The 20,075-nt window shown below is 53.4% G+C and carries 20 protein-coding genes and 1 pseudogene; 8 read left to right on the top strand and 13 right to left on the bottom strand.

Annotated features, from left to right (window positions below):
- Positions 1-309 precede the first annotated feature (309 nt).
- From ACOTWU_RS11645 to hslJ, 4 genes are all read left to right on the top strand, one after another.
- Positions 310-1,704 carry a cytochrome ubiquinol oxidase subunit I gene (locus ACOTWU_RS11645; RefSeq protein ID WP_040117698.1) on the top strand — a complete coding sequence of 465 codons (1,395 nt, stop codon included), beginning with the start codon at positions 310-312 and terminating at the stop codon, positions 1,702-1,704.
- A 5-nt stretch (positions 1,705-1,709) separates the two neighbouring features.
- The gene (gene cydB / locus ACOTWU_RS11640; protein WP_040117699.1) at positions 1,710-2,720 is read left to right on the top strand and encodes a cytochrome d ubiquinol oxidase subunit II; all 1,011 of its coding nucleotides are present in this window, start codon (positions 1,710-1,712) and stop codon (positions 2,718-2,720) included.
- Positions 2,720-2,848 carry a DUF2474 domain-containing protein gene (locus tag ACOTWU_RS11635; protein WP_017693358.1) on the top strand — a complete coding sequence of 43 codons (129 nt, stop codon included), beginning with the start codon at positions 2,720-2,722 and terminating at the stop codon, positions 2,846-2,848. Before cydB ends, ACOTWU_RS11635 begins: the two co-directional genes overlap by 1 nt.
- Positions 2,849-2,971: 123 nt before the next feature.
- Positions 2,972-3,409, top strand: a complete 438-nt coding sequence (gene hslJ, locus ACOTWU_RS11630; RefSeq protein ID WP_015570436.1) for a heat shock protein HslJ — start codon at positions 2,972-2,974, stop codon at positions 3,407-3,409.
- Position 3,410: 1 nt separating this feature from the next.
- On the opposite strand, the gene ACOTWU_RS11625 is transcribed toward hslJ, so the two are convergent.
- Complete coding sequence (locus tag ACOTWU_RS11625) at positions 3,411-3,677, bottom strand: DUF333 domain-containing protein (RefSeq protein WP_003856935.1); 267 nt, start codon at positions 3,675-3,677, stop codon at positions 3,411-3,413.
- 270 nt (positions 3,678-3,947) lie between these two features.
- Between ACOTWU_RS11625 and nifJ the strand changes: the two genes are divergently transcribed.
- Both nifJ and ompC read left to right on the top strand, forming a co-directional pair.
- A complete protein-coding gene (gene nifJ, locus ACOTWU_RS11620) occupies positions 3,948-7,472 on the top strand; it encodes a pyruvate:ferredoxin (flavodoxin) oxidoreductase (RefSeq protein ID WP_126498564.1) in 3,525 nt (1,174 codons plus the stop codon).
- A 386-nt stretch (positions 7,473-7,858) separates the two neighbouring features.
- A complete protein-coding gene (ompC, locus tag ACOTWU_RS11615; RefSeq protein ID WP_023303805.1) occupies positions 7,859-9,019 on the top strand; it encodes a porin OmpC in 1,161 nt (386 codons plus the stop codon).
- Positions 9,020-9,052: 33 nt separating this feature from the next.
- Here ompC and ACOTWU_RS11610 read toward each other — a convergent pair whose 3' ends face one another.
- From ACOTWU_RS11610 to ACOTWU_RS11600, 3 genes are all read right to left on the bottom strand, one after another.
- A complete protein-coding gene (locus ACOTWU_RS11610; RefSeq protein ID WP_126498565.1) occupies positions 9,053-9,475 on the bottom strand; it encodes a GFA family protein in 423 nt (140 codons plus the stop codon).
- 2 nt (positions 9,476-9,477) lie between these two features.
- Positions 9,478-9,675, bottom strand: a complete 198-nt coding sequence (locus ACOTWU_RS11605; protein ID WP_000790642.1) for a hypothetical protein — start codon at positions 9,673-9,675, stop codon at positions 9,478-9,480.
- A 219-nt stretch (positions 9,676-9,894) separates the two neighbouring features.
- Positions 9,895-10,026 carry a hypothetical protein gene (locus tag ACOTWU_RS11600; protein ID WP_017693355.1) on the bottom strand — a complete coding sequence of 44 codons (132 nt, stop codon included), beginning with the start codon at positions 10,024-10,026 and terminating at the stop codon, positions 9,895-9,897.
- 70 nt (positions 10,027-10,096) lie between these two features.
- Here ACOTWU_RS11600 and ACOTWU_RS11595 point away from each other — a divergent pair.
- Both ACOTWU_RS11595 and ttcA read left to right on the top strand, forming a co-directional pair.
- Positions 10,097-10,293, top strand: a pseudogene (locus ACOTWU_RS11595) (tyrosine-type recombinase/integrase); the annotation flags it as partial.
- Between the two features lie 49 nt (positions 10,294-10,342).
- On the top strand, positions 10,343-11,278 hold the full coding sequence (gene ttcA, locus ACOTWU_RS11590; protein ID WP_126498566.1) for a tRNA 2-thiocytidine(32) synthetase TtcA: 936 nt from the start codon (positions 10,343-10,345) through the stop codon (positions 11,276-11,278).
- A gap of 43 nt (positions 11,279-11,321) precedes the next feature.
- Here the strand turns inward: ttcA and dbpA are convergent, their stop codons facing one another.
- The 9 genes from dbpA to tssC form a co-directional block, all read right to left on the bottom strand.
- Positions 11,322-12,695, bottom strand: coding sequence for an ATP-dependent RNA helicase DbpA (gene dbpA, locus ACOTWU_RS11585; protein WP_047717456.1), 1,374 nt, complete (start codon positions 12,693-12,695; stop codon positions 11,322-11,324).
- Positions 12,696-12,752: 57 nt separating this feature from the next.
- On the bottom strand, positions 12,753-12,899 hold the full coding sequence (locus tag ACOTWU_RS11580; protein WP_275427718.1) for a hypothetical protein: 147 nt from the start codon (positions 12,897-12,899) through the stop codon (positions 12,753-12,755).
- Positions 12,900-13,180: 281 nt separating this feature from the next.
- Positions 13,181-14,164, bottom strand: a complete 984-nt coding sequence (gene zntB, locus ACOTWU_RS11575; RefSeq protein WP_017382256.1) for a zinc transporter ZntB — start codon at positions 14,162-14,164, stop codon at positions 13,181-13,183.
- 90 nt (positions 14,165-14,254) lie between these two features.
- Positions 14,255-15,385, bottom strand: a complete 1,131-nt coding sequence (locus tag ACOTWU_RS11570) for a methyl-accepting chemotaxis protein (RefSeq protein ID WP_126498568.1) — start codon at positions 15,383-15,385, stop codon at positions 14,255-14,257.
- Between the two features lie 296 nt (positions 15,386-15,681).
- Complete coding sequence (locus ACOTWU_RS11565) at positions 15,682-16,170, bottom strand: hypothetical protein (RefSeq protein ID WP_220719533.1); 489 nt, start codon at positions 16,168-16,170, stop codon at positions 15,682-15,684.
- A 28-nt stretch (positions 16,171-16,198) separates the two neighbouring features.
- Positions 16,199-17,515: a VasL domain-containing protein gene (locus ACOTWU_RS11560; protein WP_040117707.1), complete on the bottom strand. Its 1,317-nt coding sequence runs from the start codon at positions 17,513-17,515 to the stop codon at positions 16,199-16,201.
- 23 nt (positions 17,516-17,538) lie between these two features.
- Positions 17,539-17,994 carry a type VI secretion system baseplate subunit TssE gene (gene tssE / locus ACOTWU_RS11555; protein WP_040117708.1) on the bottom strand — a complete coding sequence of 152 codons (456 nt, stop codon included), beginning with the start codon at positions 17,992-17,994 and terminating at the stop codon, positions 17,539-17,541.
- 279 nt (positions 17,995-18,273) lie between these two features.
- Positions 18,274-18,732 carry a type VI secretion system Vgr family protein gene (locus ACOTWU_RS11550; RefSeq protein WP_310889573.1) on the bottom strand — a complete coding sequence of 153 codons (459 nt, stop codon included), beginning with the start codon at positions 18,730-18,732 and terminating at the stop codon, positions 18,274-18,276.
- The gene (gene tssC / locus ACOTWU_RS11545; RefSeq protein ID WP_310889572.1) at positions 18,729-20,075 is read right to left on the bottom strand and encodes a type VI secretion system contractile sheath large subunit; all 1,347 of its coding nucleotides are present in this window, start codon (positions 20,073-20,075) and stop codon (positions 18,729-18,731) included. Before tssC ends, ACOTWU_RS11550 begins: the two co-directional genes overlap by 4 nt.

Below are 20,075 nucleotides of genomic sequence, written 5' to 3'. Positions count from 1 at the left end.
TAGATAAAGACCCAAGAGAGGCTGCGGAGAGGCACAACGTGATGAGAACTGCTTTATAAAACTACGTCAGATATTTATTTGGATTCAAAACCAGAAATCCATTAACGCATGTTGCTGGCGACAAAGCAAGCTGTTTAATGCGTAAAAATCATAAAAAGAAATTTTTTATTCTTCCTTGTTACCTATATCAGCCAGATAAAGTTCAGCTTTTCCCACAACTGTTATAGATAAATTATCGATTTCTGCCCCTGATATCTCATTTGCCGCCTCTCTATCATAACAGTACACCGTTTAACATTGAGGCAGTGCATGTTTGGTTTAGATGCGTTTCATCTTGCGCGAATACAGTTCGCCTTTACCGTATCCTTTCATATTATTTTTCCGGCGATAACCATTGGCCTGGCGAGCTATCTCGCCGTGCTGGAAGGGCTGTGGTTGAAAACAAAAAATCCCGTCTGGCGCTCGCTGTACCATTTCTGGTCGAAGATCTTCGCCGTCAACTTTGGGATGGGCGTGGTTTCCGGCCTGGTGATGGCTTATCAGTTTGGCACTAACTGGAGTGGGTTTTCGCAGTTCGCGGGCAGTATTACCGGCCCCCTGCTGACCTATGAAGTGCTTACCGCGTTCTTCCTTGAGGCGGGGTTCCTCGGGGTAATGTTGTTTGGCTGGAATAAGGTCGGGCCAGGGCTGCACTTCTTTTCGACCTGCATGGTCGCACTGGGGACCCTCATGTCTACGTTCTGGATCCTCTCGTCAAACAGCTGGATGCAGACACCGCAAGGGTATGAAATCATCAACGGTCAGGTCGTTCCGGTGGACTGGTTTGCCGTGGTATTTAACCCCTCCTTCCCTTACCGCCTGCTGCACATGTCGATAGCGGCATTTCTCAGCAGCGCGCTGTTTGTCGGTGCCTCCGCGGCCTGGCATTTGCTGCGCGGAAACAATACGCCCGCTATTCGCACCATGTTTTCCATGGCGTTGTGGATGACGTTGATCGTGGCCCCAGTCCAGGCGCTGGTGGGGGATATGCATGGACTTAACACCTTAAAACACCAGCCAGCGAAAATAGCCGCCATAGAAGGCCACTGGGAGAATCCGCCGGGTGAGCCTACCCCACTGCTGCTATTTGGCTGGCCGGATATGGAGCAGGAACGGACCCGTTTTGGCCTGGAAATTCCCGCTCTCGGCAGCCTGATCCTGACCCACAGTCTTGATAAACAGGTTCCGGCATTGAAGGAGTTCCCAAAAGAAGATCGCCCGAACGCCACCATTGTCTTCTGGTCTTTCCGCATCATGGCCGGCCTGGGAATGTTGATGCTGCTCCTGGGCGTGACGGCAATCTGGCTGCGTTATAAACAGCGCCTTTATACCTTACGTTCCTTCCTGTGGTTTGCCCTGCTGATGGGGCCGTCCGGGCTGATCGCGATCCTCGCCGGATGGGTAACAACGGAGGTCGGCCGCCAGCCCTGGGTCGTCTATGGTCTACAGCGTACAAAGGATGCGGTTTCCGCGCATGGCGATCTGCACATGAGCGTCAGTTTGCTGGCCTTCTTCGTGGTTTATACCGCGGTATTCGGCGTGGGTTACAGCTATATGGTGCGTCTGATTAAAAAAGGGCCGCAGCCCCATGAATCCTTCGCGACTGAATCCGATGGCCGCCCTGCTCGTCCGCTTTCTGCCGTCACCACTGAATTCAAGGAGTAACCGTAATGGGTATCGATCTTTCCATTATCTGGTTCGTGATTATCGTTTTCGCCACGTTGATGTATATCGTGATGGACGGTTTTGATCTGGGGATAGGCATCCTGTTTCCGGCAACGCCGAATGCGGACGACCGCGACGTGATGGTCAATAGCGTGGCTCCCGTCTGGGATGGCAACGAAACCTGGCTGGTGCTTGGCGGTGCGGCCCTGTTTGGCGCCTTTCCTCTCGCCTATGCGGTTATCATCGACGCGCTAACCATTCCACTGACAATAATGCTGATCGGGCTTATATTTCGTGGCGTCGCCTTCGAATTTCGCTTCAAGGCCACTCCGGCGCACCGCCCGTTCTGGGATAAGGCCTTTATTGGCGGATCAATTGTGGCGACCTTTAGCCAGGGCATCACCGTCGGCGCGGTCATCCATGGGTTCAGCGTCACTGGTCGCGCTTACAGCGGTGGTCCGTTTGACTGGTTTACCGCGTTCAATTTTTTCTGCGGTGCGGGTCTTGTAGTGGCTTACGCGCTGCTAGGTTCAACGTGGCTGGTAATGAAAAGCGAAAATGCCCTGCAACAGCGGATGCGTCAGGTATCGAAAGTGCTTCTGCTCCTGCTTCTGGTATTCATTGCAGTAATCAGTATCTGGACCCCTCTCGCCCAACCAGCTATTGCTGCGCGCTGGTTTACGCTGCCGAATCTGTTTTATCTGCTGCCCGTGCCTGCGCTGGTTGCGATCCTGAGTCTGTGCCAGTGGCGCTGCCTGAACGATCCTGCGAGCCATACTCTGCCGTTTATTATGACATTAGGGCTGGTTTTTCTTGGCTTTAGCGGGCTTGGGATCAGCATCTGGCCGCATATTGTCCCGCCGGACATTACCCTGTGGCAGGCCGCTGCGCCAGTCCAAAGCCAGGGCTTTATGTTAGTGGGTGCACTGTTGATCATTCCCGTGATTCTGGTCTACACCTTCTGGAGTTATTACGTTTTTCGCGGAAAAGTACAGCATGGGGAGGGTTATCACTGATGCAACAACCTGTATGGAAACGTTTGATGTGGCTTGCCATCATCTGGGGCGGCAGCGTTCTGGCGCTGGCCTGCGTAAGTATGCTCTTTAAAATGCTGATGGCCGCAGCCGGATTTAAATCGCACTAACTCACTGACCGGGTGCGCCGCCGCCCGGTCCCTTCCCGCACTTTCAGATAAACCCCATTAACACCCAGGAGGGTATGGTTACACTGAAAAAATATTTACGGTATTGATAGTTTGAGAAAAAAAATGAAAAAGCTCGCGGCAGTAAGTTTAATCAGCCTCGCACTGGCTGGATGCGTTAATCCTGGTAAAGCCTCCGTTCAGACCGAACAGCTAGAGAATCATCGTTTCGTTCTGGAAAATGTGGATGGCAAAGCGGTTAAAGGCGGGAAAACCCAGCCTGAAATTCGCTTCAGTGCGCAACCCAATATCAGCCTGATTAACAACATTGTCGTCTCCGGCACAATGTGCAACGGCTTCAACGGCCAGGGGAAACTGTCCGAAGGAGAGTTGACGGTCAAAACGCTGGCAATGACGCGGAAACTCTGCACCGAGCCGCAGCTAAATGAACTGGATCAGACCATCGCCGATATGCTACGCACAGGGGCACAGGTAGACCTGACCGAAGACCAGTTAACCCTGGCGACAGCCAATAAGACATTGATGTTTAAGCGAGTTGAATAACTCAGTAGCTTCCGCACGAACCTACGGCAAGCGACTGCTCACTACAGCGTTTGCCATTTGGCAATGCGCACATGCCGATGGCGGAGCCATCGAGCTGACGGGCAACGGAGAGTGAACCGCCGATCATTGCGCAGTTGGCCTGACCTGAACTGGACATAGCCGCCCGCATACCTGGCGTAACGTGTGCCGCTGTCGCCTGCTGTACAGGTTCATTGCTGCATGCCGACAACAGTAACGCGGCACATCCGACCCAAAATGCTGAACGCATACCTTCCTCCCCATAATTAACGCGAAACCTATGCATAATAGGCATCACGCGCCGCATCGTCGAGAGCGGATGTGCGTATTTATGCGCCCTGGTAACAATTTCTCGCAATTTTTTAACGCGAGTAGCCATCGAGTCATTGATACAGCGCATACCAAGGACACAAAAGCGAAAATCGTAAAACCTGAGCTTTGCTAAAATACACAGATAATATTCAGGGTCTGTCGTCGTTTTTCAGGCCCCTCTTTTTGCGCAATGTAAGGGTGTTGTCCTATGCAAACTATTGACGGCAATGGTGCAGTCGCGTCTGTTGCGTTTCGTACCAGCGAAGTGATCGCCATCTACCCCATCACTCCCAGCTCCACGATGGCTGAACAGGCTGACGCCTGGGCTGGTAATGGGATAAAAAACGTCTGGGGCGATGTCCCGCGGGTTGTAGAGATGCAGTCCGAAGCCGGTGCCATTGCCACCGTGCATGGTGCGTTGCAGACCGGTGCCCTGTCGACCTCGTTCACGTCGTCTCAGGGGCTGCTGTTGATGATCCCCACGCTTTACAAGCTGGCAGGGCAATTAACGCCGTTTGTGTTGCACGTTGCCGCACGCACCGTAGCCACTCACGCTCTCTCTATTTTTGGCGACCACTCAGATGTGATGGCCGTGCGTCAGACCGGCTGCGCTATGCTCTGCGCCAGCAGCGTGCAGGAAGCGCAGGACTTCGCGCTGATTTCGCATATCGCCACGCTGAAAAGCCGAGTGCCATTTATTCATTTCTTCGATGGTTTCCGTACGTCCCACGAGATCAATAAAATCGTTCCGCTACCGGACGACACTATTCTTAATCTGCTGCCGCAGGCTGACATCGATGCGCATCGCGCACGCGCCCTCAATCCGGAACATCCGGTGATCCGGGGTACCTCTGCGAACCCGGATACCTATTTCCAGTCCCGCGAGGCGACAAACCCGTGGTACAACGCGGTCTATGAGCACGTTGAACAGGCGATGGACGATTTTGCCGCTGCGACGGGCCGCGAATATAAGCCGTTTGAATATTACGGTCATCCACAGGCCGAGCGCGTGATCGTCCTGATGGGCTCTGCCATCGGCACCTGTGAAGAGGTGGTTGATGAGCTATTGACGCGTGGTGAAAAAGTTGGCGTGCTCAAAGTTCGCCTCTACCGTCCCTTCTCAGCGAAACACCTGCTCGCAGCCCTGCCGGATAGCGCGCGTGCAGTGGCGGTACTGGACCGCACCAAAGAGCCTGGCGCACAGGCTGAGCCACTTTATCTGGATGTGATGACCGCTCTGGCTGAGGCGTTTAACCGCGGTGAGCGCGAAACGCTGCCGCGCGTCATTGGCGGGCGTTATGGATTGTCTTCCAAAGAGTTCGGGCCGGAGTGCGTCCTGGCGGTATTTGCTGAACTCCGCGAGGCAAAACCGAAGCCGCGCTTTACGGTCGGCATTTATGATGACGTGACTAACCTTTCTCTCCCCTTGCCGGAAAACACCCTGCCCTCGACTGCGAAACTGGAAGCGCTGTTCTACGGTCTGGGCAGCGACGGCAGCGTCTCGGCGACCAAGAACAACATCAAAATTATCGGCAACTCCACGCCGTGGTATGCGCAAGGGTATTTCGTCTACGATTCCAAAAAAGCGGGCGGACTGACCATTTCCCACCTGCGCGTCAGCGAACACCCGATCCGCTCGGCATACCTGATTTCTCAGGCGGATTTTGTTGGCTGTCACCAGCTCCAGTTCATTGATAAATATCAGATGGCCGAGCGCCTGAAGCCCGGCGGTATTTTCCTGATCAACACCCCTTACAGCGCCGATGAGGTCTGGGCACGCCTGCCCCAGGAAGTCCAGGCAGTGCTTAACCAGAAACAGGCGCGCCTGTATGTCATTAACGCCGCGAAGATCGCCCGCGAATGCGGCCTGGCGGCGCGCATCAATACGGTTATGCAGATGGCGTTCTTCCACCTGACCAATATTCTGCCGGGCGACAGCGCGCTGATGGAGCTTCAGGGTGCAATCGCCAAAAGCTACAGCAGCAAGGGTCAGGAACTGGTTGAGCGCAACTGGCAGGCGCTGGCGCTGGCCCGCGAATCGCTGTTCGCGGTGCCGTTGCAGCCGGTCAATGCCAGCAGTCCGAACCGGCCGCCAGTGGTGTCTGACGCCGCCCCGGATTTCGTCAAAACCGTCACGGCGGCGATGCTTGCCGGACTGGGCGACACCCTTCCCGTCTCTGCGCTTCCGCCTGACGGAACCTGGCCGATGGGCACGACCCGCTGGGAAAAACGCAACATTGCCGAAGCGATCCCTATCTGGAAAGAAGAGCTGTGCACCCAATGCAACCACTGCGTGGCGGCCTGCCCTCACTCGGCCATTCGCGCCAAAGTGGTGTCGCCAGAAGCGTTAGATGGCGCGCCGGAAAGTTTGCACTCGCTGGATGTAAAATCCCGCGATATGCGTGGTCAGAAATATGTCCTACAGGTGGCGCCGGAAGACTGTACCGGCTGTAACCTGTGCGTCGAGGTGTGCCCGGCGAAAGATCGTCAGGACCCGTCAATCAAAGCCATCAATATGATGTCGCGTCTTGAACATGTTGAAGAAGAGAAAGTGAATTATGATTTCTTCCTCGACCTGCCCGAAATCGATCGCAACAAGCTGGAACGCATTGACATTCGTACCTCGCAGCTCATCACCCCGCTCTTCGAGTACTCCGGGGCGTGCTCCGGCTGCGGCGAAACACCGTATATCAAACTGCTCACTCAGCTTTACGGTGACCGAATGCTGATTGCCAACGCGACGGGCTGCTCGTCAATCTATGGGGGTAACCTGCCGTCTACGCCATACACCACCGACGCGAACGGTCGCGGCCCGGCGTGGGCAAACTCGCTTTTCGAGGACAACGCAGAATTTGGTCTGGGATTCCGTCTGACGGTCGATCAGCACCGCGCCCGCGTAATGCGTCTGCTGGCACACTTTGCCGATAAGATCCCGGCAGAACTGAATGATGCCCTGCATGCGGAGGCCACACCTGACGTTCGTCGCGCGCAGGTTGCTGAACTGCGCAACGCGCTTCAGGGTGTTGAAGGGGCTGAACAACTCCTGACTGATGCTGACGCGCTGGTTGAAAAATCTGTCTGGCTGATCGGCGGCGACGGGTGGGCCTACGATATTGGTTTCGGCGGTCTTGATCATGTCCTGAGCCTGACCGAAAACGTCAATATTCTGGTGCTTGATACTCAGTGCTATTCCAACACCGGCGGACAGGCCTCGAAAGCAACGCCATTAGGGGCGGTCACGAAATTTGGTGAGCACGGCAAGCGCAAGGCGCGTAAAGATTTGGGCGTCAGCATGATGATGTATGGACACGTCTACGTCGCGCAGATTTCGCTGGGGGCGCAGCTCAACCAGACGGTGAAAGCCATTCAGGAAGCGGAAGCGTATCCAGGGCCGTCGCTGATTATCGCCTACAGTCCGTGTGAGGAGCATGGCTACGATCTGGCGCTCAGCCACGACCAGATGCGTCAGCTCACCGCAACCGGCTTCTGGCCACTGTACCGCTTCGACCCGCGCCGTACCGATGAAGGGAAATTGCCGCTGGCGCTGGATTCGCGTCCGCCGTCAGACGCCCTTGCCGAAACCTTACTTCAGGAGCAGCGTTTCCGCAGGCTGAACGCTCAACAGCCAGAAGTGGCAGAGCAGCTATGGAAGGATGCGGCAGCGGATCTACAGAAGCGGTATGACTTCCTGGCGCAACTGGCGGGGAAAGCCGAAAAATCGACCAGCGAATAACCTGTATGCCCGGCATGTCCGGGCATTTTTTTGCCAAAAAAAGCCCGATGCACGTGCACCGGGCGAATCCAGAAGATCGGTGAAAATTGCCTCAATGTTCTGAACAATATTCACGTGAATTATGGATGAAAAAATCTTAAAGGCATATAACGGCGTGGAGGTTACCTTGTTTTCCACGTAATTAATAATTTTTATTTTGTATTGATTATAATAATTCATTCATGGCATCAATCGTTATTTCTACCGCATCATTTAGTTTAGATTTTACTTAACCCGTAACAATTATATTTTATTCATCCGCCGTCAGAGTGATTTAGCATGGGACAGCTTTCCAGCCCGGAAAGTTCACGAAGTAATAAAAAAATAACTGCAAAGGAATAATCAAAATGCAAAGAAAAGTACTGGCACTGATGATCCCCGCTTTGTTAATGGCTGGCGCCGCTCACGCAGCTGAAATTTATAATAAAGACGGCAATAAACTGGATCTGTATGGCAAAGTAGATGGTCTGCATTATTTCTCTGACGACGCGTCTAAAGATGGCGATCAAACCTATATGCGACTGGGCTTCAAAGGTGAAACCCAAATCAACGACATGATGACCGGCTTCGCACAATGGGAATACAACATTCAGGCAAACAACACCGAAGGTTCTGACAATCAGTCCTGGACGCGTCTGGCCTTCGCCGGTGTGAAGGTGGGCGATTACGGCTCCTTCGATTACGGCCGTAACTATGGCGTCCTGTACGACGTTGAAGGCTGGACCGATATGCTGCCAGAATTTGGTGGCGACTCTTATACTTATGCCGATAACTTTATGACCGGTCGTGCAAACGGCGTGGCTACCTACCGTAACACCGACTTCTTTGGTCTGGTGCAGGGTCTGAACTTCGCGGTGCAGTATCAGGGTAATAATGAAGGCAGCAACTGTGACGAGTATGGCTGCTCTCAGGAAGGCACTAATAACCGTTCAGATAACAACATTCGTAATCAAAACGGTGATGGCTTCGGTATCTCCACCACCTATGACTTTGGCATGGGCTTCAGCGCAGGCGCGGCATATACGTCATCTGACCGTACCAACGATCAGGTTAGTGCTGGCACTGGCGCAGCATCTCAGTATGCAGGTGGCGATAAGGCGGATGCATGGACTGCTGGCCTGAAATATGACGCTAACAATATTTACCTGGCGGCAATGTATTCCGAAACCCGCAATATGACCCCTTATGGTTCAACCGATAGCCAAGATGGCGGCGGTATTGCAAACAAAACCCAGAACTTCGAAGTCACCGCACAATATCAGTTCGATTTCGGTCTGCGTCCGGCTATTTCCTATTTACAGTCCAAAGGTAAAGACCTGGGCAATGGCCAGGACGATAAAGATCTGGTGAAATACGCTGACGTCGGTGCTACCTACTATTTCAACAAAAACATGTCCACCTATGTTGATTATAAAATCAACCTGCTGGATGAAGATGATTCGTTCTACAAAAACAATGGCATCGGTACGGATGACATCGTAGCGTTAGGTCTGGTTTACCAGTTCTAATCCCGTTAGCCCGCAGCGATCTGCGGGCTAATTTTATCGCTGTTTCGCCTGTTCTTTGCGAAAAGAGAGATAACCAATTACCCCGCTGTCGCCATCCATAGGGTGATTTACTCCATCCATTACCGCCACTTCCGGGAAGTCGAATGGCGTGACATTTTCCAGACAGGCGACATTCACACCATATTCATTGGGATTGGAACGTCGTTGGTGGAACGTGTAAATTCCGCAGATCAAACAGAAGAAATGGCGCGCCGTGCCGGTGTTGAAACGGTACTCTGTGAGCGTGTCCGCGCCCTGCGTCACCTTAATGCCCGTCAAAGGCGCTGAAACCACTACCGCCCCACGCATCCTGCAAAACGAGCAGCTACATCGACGTGCGGTATTCAGGCCGTCCGACAGCTCAACCGTAAATTTCACCGCCCCACAATGACACTGTGCATGACGAATGTCAGCCATCGTTATACTCCTTTTCTCACTAACTCAGCCGCTTTTAAAAAGACCTCATCTTCGACACCATCCCCCTTCTGCCTGCCGAGCCTTACCAGCTCAGCGACAATACTTTCACGGTTGATGATCTTCTGGGATGAAACCAGCCCGATAACGGCGGCACCAATCGCCAGCCCAACTAATCCTGTCTGCTCGTCTTTATTTTTCATAGAAGCGCTCCCTTGTCCCCCTCAAAAGCGTAGCAGGAGAAATGTAAAACGCGCTGGTACGCGGGAATGAGATCCGTGCTTTATCTCAGCTGTTCGCCAGGCAAAACAGTAGGGGTTCTGAGCGGTTATCAGACAACGTTGAAGAGGACAACATGAATAGCGGTGCGCATAGAGAGGCCGAATGGGTGTTAAAACCGCCTTCGAAAAGGCGGCAGGTCATTACTCTGGATCTTTATCGCCTGATTCAGGCGCTGAGCCAGGATCATCTTTCGGTTTTTTTCCATCCTTGTCCGGGTTATCCGGGCTGGGATTATAATCAGGATGGTCACCATTAACGGGACGGTCAGTCATTTTCACCTCCGTTTTTACTGCGTAAGCTGTAAGTGTAGACAACCCTTCAGTCTTAACTAAACTTCTCCTGTGGAGCTCATTTGTAAATCGTGCTGGCATTCGGCGCTGCAATCCGTACCATACACGACACACTTTCGCATGCTGGTTTTTACCGGTAGCCGCAAACCCGTCTTTTATCGCAACCAGATGGGGCACGTACATGCGCAGATGGTGTATGAAATCTATGCTACATGGATAGAAGAGATGAACACGAAGCTGACGCTTTGAAATCGTTTTCCTCACCCTGTGCCCCATTTGAGATCTGAGTAACGAATAGATGCAACAAAATCAAGAAATTAACAAGAAAAAACAGTACAACCTGAATAAACTGCAAAAGCGACTGCGCCGTAACGTGGGCGAAGCCATTGCAGACTTCAACATGATTGAAGAAGGCGATCGCATCATGGTCTGCCTGTCGGGCGGTAAAGACAGCTACACCATGCTGGAGATCCTGCGCAATCTACAGCAAAGCGCACCGGTGAACTTTTCCCTGGTCGCGGTTAACCTCGATCAGAAACAGCCCGGCTTCCCGGAACATATCCTGCCGGAGTACCTTGAGAACCTGGGCGTTGAGTACAAAATCGTAGAAGAGAATACCTACGGCATTGTTAAAGAGAAGATCCCAGAGGGCAAAACGACCTGCTCGCTCTGCTCACGTTTGCGTCGCGGCATTCTGTACCGCACCGCAACCGAACTGGGCGCCACCAAGATTGCGCTTGGTCATCACCGGGACGACATTCTGCAAACGCTGTTTCTGAATATGTTCTATGGCGGCAAAATGAAGGGAATGCCACCGAAGCTGATGAGCGACGACGGCAAACACATCGTGATCCGCCCACTCGCCTACTGCCGCGAGAAAGACATTGAGCGTTTCTCCCAGGCCAAAGCCTTCCCTATCATTCCGTGCAATCTGTGCGGCTCACAGCCGAACCTGCAACGTCAGGTCATTGGCGACATGCTGCGTGACTGGGATAAACGCTATCCGGGCCGCATCGAAACCATGTTCAGCGCCATGCAGAACGTGGTGCCTTCGCACCTGGCCGACGTTGAACTGTTCGATTTCAAAGGGATTAACCACGGTTCAGAGGTGGTGAATGGCGGGGATCTGGCGTTTGACCGCGAAGAGATCCCGATGCAGCCTGCTGGCTGGCAGCCAGAGGAAGAGGATGCGCAATTCGATGAACTGCGCCTGAACGTGGTAGAAGTCAAGTAACCTGGCAGCGTCTCAGATATCGTTTCTGAGACGCGTTTTAAGCTTATTTCAGCAGTCGAACGCGGCAGGTCTTCCCTTTAATCTTCCCGCCCTGCAACTGTTTCCAGGCCTTATGCGCAACCGACTGGCGAACCGCTACGTAGACATGCGCAGGATGGACCGTGATCTTGCCAATATCTGCCCCGTCGAGACCGATATCCCCAGTTAACGCCCCCAGAACGTCACCGGGACGCATTTTGGCCTTTTTACCGCCGTCGATGCACAGGGTGGCCATTTCCGCCGCCAGCGGAGCGATGCTGATATTACCAGGGGTATTCACCCAGTTGAGTTTCAGTTGCAGCATTTCCGCAAGAATATTGGCGCGCTGCGCCTCTTCAGGTGCGCAGAAGCTGATGGCGAGACCACTGTTACCTGCGCGCGCGGTACGTCCGATGCGGTGGACATGCACTTCCGGATCCCATGCCAGTTCGAAATTCACCACCAGCTCAAGCGATTTAATATCCAGGCCACGGGCCGCCACATCCGTTGCAACCAGCACGCGTGCGCTGCCGTTAGCGAAACGCACCAGCGTCTGATCGCGATCGCGCTGTTCCAGATCGCCATGCAGCGATAATGCGCTCTGTCCGGCATCATTCAGAGCATCGCACACCGCCTGACAATCTTTTTTGGTATTACAGAACACCACGCAGGACGCTGGCTGATGTTGGCTCAGCAATTTTTGTAGCAGTGGAATTTTGCCCTGCTGCGATGTCTCGAAGAACTGCTGCTCAATCGCCGGTAACGCATCGACAGTATCGATTTCAATGGTCAGCGGGTTCTTCTGCACGCGCCCGCTGATCGCCGCTATCGCCTCTGGCCAGGTGGCAGAAAAGAGCAGCGTCTGACGCGTGGCTGGCGCAAAGCGGATCACTTCGTCAATCGCATCGCTGAAGCCCATATCCAGCATGCGGTCAGCTTCATCCATCACCAGCGTTTGCAGTGCATCGAGTGAAACGGTGCCTTTTTGCAGGTGATCGAGCAGACGGCCCGGCGTTGCCACAATGATATGCGGCGCGTGCTGAAGGGAATCGCGCTGCGCACCGAACGGTTGCCCGCCGCAGAGCGTTAAAATTTTAGTGTTAGGCAAAAAACGCGCCAGACGACGCAGCTCACCCGCGACCTGGTCGGCCAGCTCGCGCGTCGGGCAGAGTATCAGGGACTGAGTCTGAAACAGGGTTGCATCAATGTGTTGTAACAGGCCTAGCCCGAATGCAGCCGTTTTTCCACTGCCGGTTTTCGCCTGCACGCGCACGTCACGGCCTTCAAGGATAGCCGGCAGCGCGGCGGCCTGGACAGGGGTCATAGTGAGGTAGCCCAACTCATTCAGGTTAGTCAGTTGGGCTTCAGGCAGAACGTTCAGCGTGGAAAAAGCGGTCACAATATACTCTCGTGGTAATGATTGCAGTCAGATGGCGCGTATCCTCGCAGATCTGCGCTAACGATGCGACAATTTAATCGGTTCTTCATCGGGCGGCGGATCCGGCATCGGCTGCGGACGTGGGACAGGATCGGGTATCGGCGTCGGATCGGTGGGCACCGGATCGGACTGCCAGGTGTTAAGGCGTTGCAGGGCAAGTAGCATACTCATCTTTTCCTCCAGATTAGGGTGCTGACCCCTAAAGGGTAGACGCAGATAAACAGGAGGCAAAAAAAAAGCCGACTATGAAGTCGGCGTCGTACGAATCAATTGTGCTATGCAGTAATTCAAAAAAAGGAAGTAAGACAATATGGAGCGCAACGCCCATCGCTTGACGTTGCATTCACCTGCGGGAGTAATATTGCACCTAAAATGGTCGGAGTTTATTGACTTCGCTCAATTAAAATGTCGTTTTGAAGCCGACTCTGCCTCAGAAAAGCGTAAATTTACAGCCATTTACTACGATGCAACCACCACGCAACACCGCCAATCAAAACCACTAACATGACGCAAAACGTGGTGAAGCCATAGTGATATTCACCGCCGGGGATCCCTCCGAGGTTTACGCCAAACAACCCCGTCAGGAAGGTACTCGGTAAAAAGACCATCGCCATCAGCGACATGGTGTACGTTCTCCTGGCTAACGACTCCTGCATCACCTGGGCTATCTCATCCGCCATGACTGCCGTTCTGGCAATACATGAGTCAATCTCGTCCAGTCCACGTCCGAGCCGGTCAGCGATATCCTGCATTCTGCGGCGTTGATCGTCGTTCATCCAGCTCATGCGTTCGCTGGCCAGCCGCGCATAAACGTCGCGCTGAGGGGTCATATAGCGGCGCATCACGATGAGCTGCTTACGCAGCAGCGCCAGAAAACCACGTGGGGGGATTTGCTGATCGAGCAGGTTATCTTCCAGATCGATGATTTTATCGTGAAGTTCTTCTATAAACTCGCTGGCATGATCGGTCAGCGCATCACACACATCCACCAGCCAGCTGCCGCAATCCGTAGGTCCGGTGCCCTCTTTCAGATCGTTAATGACGTCATCCAGCGCCAGCACTTTTCGCTGGCGGGTGGAAACAATCAGCCGTTCATCCATATAAACACGCATTGCCACCAGCTGATCCGGACGCTCATCCGTACTGCCGTTTATACAACGCAGCGTAATTAACGTCCCCTCACCCATCCGGCTGACGCGGGGTCTGAGACTTTCTCCCGCCAGCGCATCCCGAACGTTGTTAGGCAATAGCGGCGTAGACGCGAGCCACTCGGCGCTGTCCGGGTGCGTGTAGTTGAGGTGCAGCCAGCATGGATGTTCGCTGTCGATGTGATCCTGATCTTCAAGCGGCCTTGCGCCGCCTTGTCCATCAAACACCCATGCAAAAACTGCGTCAGGTACGTTAACCTCAGACCCTTTAATGCTCTCCACAGCGCCTCCACCGTTTTATCTCTTTCGGTGTCAGTCTAGCTTTCGCCGAGGGTTAAGCAATAATTATGTGAGGCATCGTCCTGAATACGTTCAGGAATTCACCGCCCATTCGCGGCTTCTTAACGCATTGTCAGTCTGGAACTCATTTTCCAGACGGAAATTACGTGTTCGTGTCTGGAGCTCAATCACCTGATTGCGCAGCACATCTGACGATCCATTGAGTTCCTCAACCATCGACACGTTGCTCTGCGTTACGCGTTCAAGCTCTGATAATGCCTGCGTAATTTGTGAAATACCTTTTTCCTGTTCTGATGTTGAGGCGGATATTTCATCCATCAGTCTGCTCACATTGCCCGAACCGGTAACAATGTCATGCATGTTTTTTTCGGCTTCAGAGACCACGTTAACGCCCTGCGTCACGTTATGGCTGGTAACTTCAATCAGTGACTTAATATTTTTTGCCGCTTCGGCGCTACGATGCGCCAGGCTTCTCACCTCACCCGCGACCACAGAAAACCCTTTACCATGGTCGCCCGCTCTTGCCGCTTCAACGGCGGCGTTAAGCGCCAGAATATTGGTCTGAAAAGCGATCCCGTCAATCAGCGAGATAATCTCTGTCATTTGCTGGGCGCAGTCGGTAATCGACTGCATATTGTTCGCGACCTGCCCCATTAATTCTCCGCCTTTACGCGCCTGTAACGTCGCGATATTCGCCTGCTCGCTGGCTAAACGGGTATTGTCGGCATTATTTTTTGTACTTGCAGCCATCTCTTCCATGCTGGCTGCCGTTTGCACCAGCGAAGCTGACTGCTGTTCTGTTTTGACGGAAAGCTGCGCGCTGCGTGAAGAGAGTTGATCAGACAGGGTCATCGCGGTTTGCGAGGAGGCGCGGATCTCACGGACCAGCGTTGCAATGTTGTTGGAGAGACTGTTAATCCCCGGGATCAGTCGTCCCGCACAGTTGTTGCCAAATTCAGGTATCAACACGCCAAGTTTGCCTGACGTTACTTCTTCAATACTTTTTTTCACAGTATTGATCGGCGTAACAAGATATTTGGTCATGTACGCCCAGAGTAAAAATAAGGCGATGAATTGTACAATTATGACTGCAATAAAAAGCGAAGAATTCCGTGAAAATAGCGCTATAACTCCATCACTTACCAAAAATACACATAAAAGGAAATAGACAATGAACGTTCTGACACTAATATTTCTTAGCATACGTTTTCCTGGGACATTATATTTTGGTTGGCATTAAGGGTTATAGCATTGCCATACGAATTTGTCCTCACGTTCGTCGCTGGTTTGTTGTTTTGCAGTTTGATTTGCGCAGTTTTACTTAAGGCGGACAAAAAGCATGTTTTACGCTAAATGTCTGTCTTGTCGTTGGGTTGCTGATACCCCTTCAAAAATGGCAATTATATATTTAAGGAGGGGTACTGTAGGGCGCCGTTGTTTAGTGGTGCTTAATAAGTTAACGTAGTTAATACGCGCCCTCCCGTTAGAGTGGCTTACGTTCAGGCCAGACAGTCGATAGTCTGGAAAAAACAGTCCTCATTCATGAGAATATTCTCTTTTGCACTTTGATGCCCGCGACGAATATACCAGCCTGTATCAGGCGCCATGCTTAAATGGAATATACTCGCCCCCGACAGACTATCGGGGACATTAATACTCATCGTCACACACCCCTTCTCCGGCCCCCTGATCACCTGTTCTGGCATAATGGTGACGCTGCGATCCCCATTTTGCAAAATGATCGTCGTAATGGCATAACGGCATATACCGCTACTGAGGCTATAGCCAACCGTACTTAAATCGGTGATATGTTTTTTAGATAAAAATATTTCAATACCAGAACCTTCAAACCATGTAATGATTTGCTGTGCAAGATCCTCCATCCGCTCACAAAACGCCCTGACTTCGGCCTCAGCCGTATTAACATAGATCGGTTTGTCCCCGATGCTCTGCTGCACTTTCTTAAAAAAACGCTCTCTTGCTGACATGTCAACTCCGTGTTTTTCGCCAGTCTCATTATTCTTTTTGGTGCTTCAGCAGGGCATAGCTGGCAATCAACTGCTGAAGATGCTGTTCGGTCTGGTTTAGCTGCGCTGCTGACAGGGGTTGCCCGGCAGGTAAAATGGAAAGCAGACGAAGCCGCTCCTCAAGCGGAACGGTATGGCTGAAGGACTGCGACATGGCAAACACGGCTGATTTCAGTTCGCTGACCGTCATGTACTTCCCCTTCTGTTCATCCAGCGCGTTTAGCCTGTTCGTCAACTGCTGTAACTGCGTCATTCCCTGATGCCAGCCATTCAGCTCTGACTCTGCAAGTCCGGAAACGCTAATTTGCTTGTGCCACTGTTGTGCCAGGGGTTTGGCCTCTTCTGGCCACAGCGTCAGCGCCTGCTGCACCAGACGGTCGCCGTAGCTTACTGCCCAGTCTGGTTTCAGGTGTAAAAGCTGCGCTAACAGCTGCTGTGTCTTGCTGATCCCCGGTTCAGGTGGCGGTGACGTTTGTTGCAGCGCCTGCAACTGTGCTGTAGAGAGTCCTTCAGGTAAAGGAGCCAGAGTCGCAGCCAGCTGCATTTGCGCCGAATCTGGCGCATGCATCGTCTGCCATCCCACTGCGACAATGCTGGCTGCCACCAGCATGAACAACATACCCGCAGCAAATGGCTTCCACTGCTTCACGGGTACAGGAGGCTCTTTATTCGGCAACGGCTCGGGCTGAACCACATAAACCCATTTACAACGCTCTGTCGGTTCGGTGAGATCAAGTTCCGCGGCCCCCATCGTGTTACCCGGCAGACTCACGCCCGTATTATCACTGTTTTCCAGACGCACTGCTGCGTTCTGCATCATCGTGCGCAGGGCATCAAGCTGAGCAGCATGCTTAAGTTCGAGGCGCTGCAACATGTCACTCAGAGCGTTCAGATTCTCCTCAGCCTGATAAAGCTGCCCTAAATCGGCATACGTCAACGTCAGCGTTCTCACCACCTGTTGCAGGCGTTTGCTCAGTGCGCTGAGGATTTCAACTCGCGCATGGACAGGCTGTGGCCAGAGGCTACCCCACTGACGGACGACCAGTGCAGCCAGTAGCCCCAGCCCTTCATTCATGCCGTAGAGTCCGGCGAGATGCGTGCGGGCGAGCGTATACCAGGCAGCCGTTTGTAGCTCCACACCGTTATGCTCGAACAGTGACAGACAGAGCGTTTCCGCGTGTTGCCAGTTAACATCCGGGCGTGCCGGATGGGTGAGCTTGTTCATTTCTTCGCGCAAGGCAGCGTAATCCGCAAGCGTGCGCGGATCCCCGCCGGTTTTAAGTTGGCGTTCAGAATTTATTGTCATAACTGTTTTAACCTGAGTAATAACTAGATGGCGGCTCGTGCATCGAGGTATTGCTGTTGTTTCAGATGACGGATTAATACCCTGCCCTCGGGCATAAATTCCGTGCCGTAGCGCACCAGCCCGACCCCCTTCAGCTCCGCATCAATGGCGTAGCGGAGTTCACCGGGCTGAATCTGTTCCTGCATCACCACGTTAATCCGGCTCAGGCGCGGCTCATATTTCAGCAATATGGCCGACAGTGTGGTAATCAGCTGATGGGCGGTACCGGGCATTCCCTGGAGGATTTTTGTCATATCCGGCAGGCCGTAGTCCGGCAAGTGAGCCAGCGTACCGGCGCGGCAGTTGAGGATGCGCTGCATGTTATCGAGTACTGATAAAATCACCTGATTCTGTTCGCTGACCTGGTTGAGGCTCAGGCCACCTGAGAAATTACCGCTCAGCATTTCATAAAGCGATGGCGTGTTGTGTCCCTGTGGCATCAGTCATTATATGAACACATTCCGTTTGCAAAGCATCCATTGTTTAGACATTGACGGGTAGGGTTCAGCATCATTCCTGGCTTATTTGCAGCTATAACGCTGCCAGCCCTAATGTAATTCGCTGACTCACCCCTTATTTCCTTTGCGGCTTTAAGCCCAGTGACTGATTCAGGTGTAGTGAGTCCTGGTCTTACCTGTCTTTGTCATTACACTGGCCGCCAGAGCAACCTTTCAGTATTCACCCATTTGTTAAGAGTTTATATTCATCCGTATCAGCGATTAGTATGACCGGATACTGATATGATCCTTACCGTACTTATGGTAATAAGTCGCTATAGCCCATACATCGGTACGCAATTCGGCACCCCGGCCGCGACATTGTCCCTGGCTGTCCACCAGATGCCCGCTGCTGAGCTGTGTTTTCCCGTACTCCGTGGCGAGCTTGATATGCTCCTCTCCCCGTTTATCCTCCATCCGCAGCTTGTTGTTCGCCGGGGTGCGCAGCACGTTGCGGGTATGGTTGTCGCGGGTCACGTGGCCCGGGTGCTCAGAGTCGTGCAGCGCATACGCAATGTACGGCAGGTCAATATCACCGTTGCTGTACGCAATCGCCACTTCCGTCCCGTCGGTGAGCGGGGTGTGCCAGCCATATGTATCACCAGAGTACGGCTTCGCCATCCGCAGCCACAGGTAGCCGTAACCGGATTCCGTCCCCTCCCGGTCAAAGTCCAGTTTCACCCGATAGCGCCCCTGCACGTCCAGTGTGCGTAGGTATCATTTTTTTCGCGACTTTCGATCCGGGCCGGAAGCGTACCCGGGATGACCGGGCGAGGGATCTCTACCGGACGGAAGCAGTAACGTTCCGTGTAAGGCAGGCCCCAGACCGACACATGCAGACGGGAATCACGGGCGCCACGGAAGTTCACCAGCGTGAGGATCACGCCTTCTTGCAGGGCCGTAATGACGTCGCCCTGCGGCTCCAGCACCTGCCCGGGAGTGAGGTGTGCAGCATTGCTGAACAGGTGAATGCGGACCGACCTGTTGAGCTCCCGCTCGTGGTGAAGTCGGGCGTAGAACGCGCCAGATTCGGTTTCCGGCTCCGGGCTCGCGTCATCACCCGCTTCACGATAAGGCGCCGCGCAGCGGTAATGCTCCCCGGTGGTGACCGCATCATTACGCACACTCACCGCCGCATCCATCGGCGTGGTGGCTGTCCGGTAGTTGTAATCCCGCGTGGCGACGGTGCCGGTGACAACCCTGTCCGGGCCATACGGCAGACGCCCCAGCACGCGCGGCATCACGAGGCCGATGTAGCGGGCGTCGTCGGTGTCGCGGAACGATTTCCACTTAATGTACTCGGCGCGGTCGAAGTAGTTGCCGATATCCTTAATTGCAGCGACCTCTTCCATGGAGTCTTTCAGGAAGAATTTCGGACCGACAGAGCCAATAAACGGCATATGTGCGGCAGCTGACACTTTAGAGATGTTGCGTAGCAGCGCCACATCCTGCGGGCTGGCGTCAAATTCATAGGATGAAATCACGGAGCCAATCGGCTCGCCGCCCGGGGTGTCATATTCGGCGGTATAGGTGTGCCAGTAGAGGCCACTCTGGATAAGTTCCGGCGCGTCTTCAAAGTCCTGACGCAGATCTTCTTTCGACACATCCAGAATTTCGGTTTTCACGTTCTGGCGGTAGTCGGTGCTGTCCACCAGCTGCTTCAGGCCGCGCCACAGGGACTCCACCTTCTGGAACTCCTGGTGATGCATTACGGCATCCAGCTGACGGCTAATCTGGAAATCCAGTTCGGCGATATGGTGGTCAATCAGCGTTTTGTCGAGCTTCTCCACCGGCTGACCGGATTTGCGGATGCAGTCCATAAACACCTGCATCGCCGCCGTCAGGCGTTCACCCGCCGGAGCGTCAGAAAGCGCGGCGTCATCCAGAAACGCATTGATATCCCCCAGGCTGGAGGCCGGGGTCAGGTTGATTTTTTCAAACAGGGAGGCGTAAACGCCCTCTTTTTCCAGTACGGTGGTCTGCCCCTGCGCGGAGGCGGTTTCAGTATTCACAGACATCAGCAT

Origin of the sequence: Enterobacter cloacae complex sp. GYL001 (assembly GCF_049237125.1) — a bacterium.
Lineage (GTDB): Bacteria > Pseudomonadota > Gammaproteobacteria > Enterobacterales > Enterobacteriaceae > Enterobacter > Enterobacter hormaechei_C.
This window is presented reverse-complemented; position numbering and strand designations above follow the sequence as displayed.

What these genes read in the sequence shown, in the direction of transcription:
- ACOTWU_RS11560 (WP_040117707.1), bottom strand. Translation starts at nt 17,515, where the DNA reads ATGACAATAAATTCTGAACGCCAACTTAAAACCGGCGGGGATCCGCGC.
- ompC (WP_023303805.1), top strand. Translation starts at nt 7,859, where the DNA reads ATGCAAAGAAAAGTACTGGCACTGATGATCCCCGCTTTGTTAATGGCT.
- ACOTWU_RS11635 (WP_017693358.1), top strand. Translation starts at nt 2,720, where the DNA reads ATGCAACAACCTGTATGGAAACGTTTGATGTGGCTTGCCATCATCTGG.
- nifJ (WP_126498564.1), top strand. Translation starts at nt 3,948, where the DNA reads ATGCAAACTATTGACGGCAATGGTGCAGTCGCGTCTGTTGCGTTTCGT.
- hslJ (WP_015570436.1), top strand. Translation starts at nt 2,972, where the DNA reads ATGAAAAAGCTCGCGGCAGTAAGTTTAATCAGCCTCGCACTGGCTGGA.
- ttcA (WP_126498566.1), top strand. Translation starts at nt 10,343, where the DNA reads ATGCAACAAAATCAAGAAATTAACAAGAAAAAACAGTACAACCTGAAT.
- tssC (WP_310889572.1), bottom strand. Translation starts at nt 20,075, where the DNA reads ATGCTGATGTCTGTGAATACTGAAACCGCCTCCGCGCAGGGGCAGACC.
- ACOTWU_RS11570 (WP_126498568.1), bottom strand. Translation starts at nt 15,385, where the DNA reads ATGCTAAGAAATATTAGTGTCAGAACGTTCATTGTCTATTTCCTTTTA.
- tssE (WP_040117708.1), bottom strand. Translation starts at nt 17,994, where the DNA reads ATGCCACAGGGACACAACACGCCATCGCTTTATGAAATGCTGAGCGGT.
- ACOTWU_RS11645 (WP_040117698.1), top strand. Translation starts at nt 310, where the DNA reads ATGTTTGGTTTAGATGCGTTTCATCTTGCGCGAATACAGTTCGCCTTT.
- ACOTWU_RS11580 (WP_275427718.1), bottom strand. Translation starts at nt 12,899, where the DNA reads ATGCTACTTGCCCTGCAACGCCTTAACACCTGGCAGTCCGATCCGGTG.
- ACOTWU_RS11565 (WP_220719533.1), bottom strand. Translation starts at nt 16,170, where the DNA reads ATGTCAGCAAGAGAGCGTTTTTTTAAGAAAGTGCAGCAGAGCATCGGG.
- ACOTWU_RS11625 (WP_003856935.1), bottom strand. Translation starts at nt 3,677, where the DNA reads ATGCGTTCAGCATTTTGGGTCGGATGTGCCGCGTTACTGTTGTCGGCA.
- ACOTWU_RS11605 (WP_000790642.1), bottom strand. Translation starts at nt 9,675, where the DNA reads ATGAAAAATAAAGACGAGCAGACAGGATTAGTTGGGCTGGCGATTGGT.
- ACOTWU_RS11610 (WP_126498565.1), bottom strand. Translation starts at nt 9,475, where the DNA reads ATGGCTGACATTCGTCATGCACAGTGTCATTGTGGGGCGGTGAAATTT.
- cydB (WP_040117699.1), top strand. Translation starts at nt 1,710, where the DNA reads ATGGGTATCGATCTTTCCATTATCTGGTTCGTGATTATCGTTTTCGCC.
- ACOTWU_RS11600 (WP_017693355.1), bottom strand. Translation starts at nt 10,026, where the DNA reads ATGACTGACCGTCCCGTTAATGGTGACCATCCTGATTATAATCCCAGC.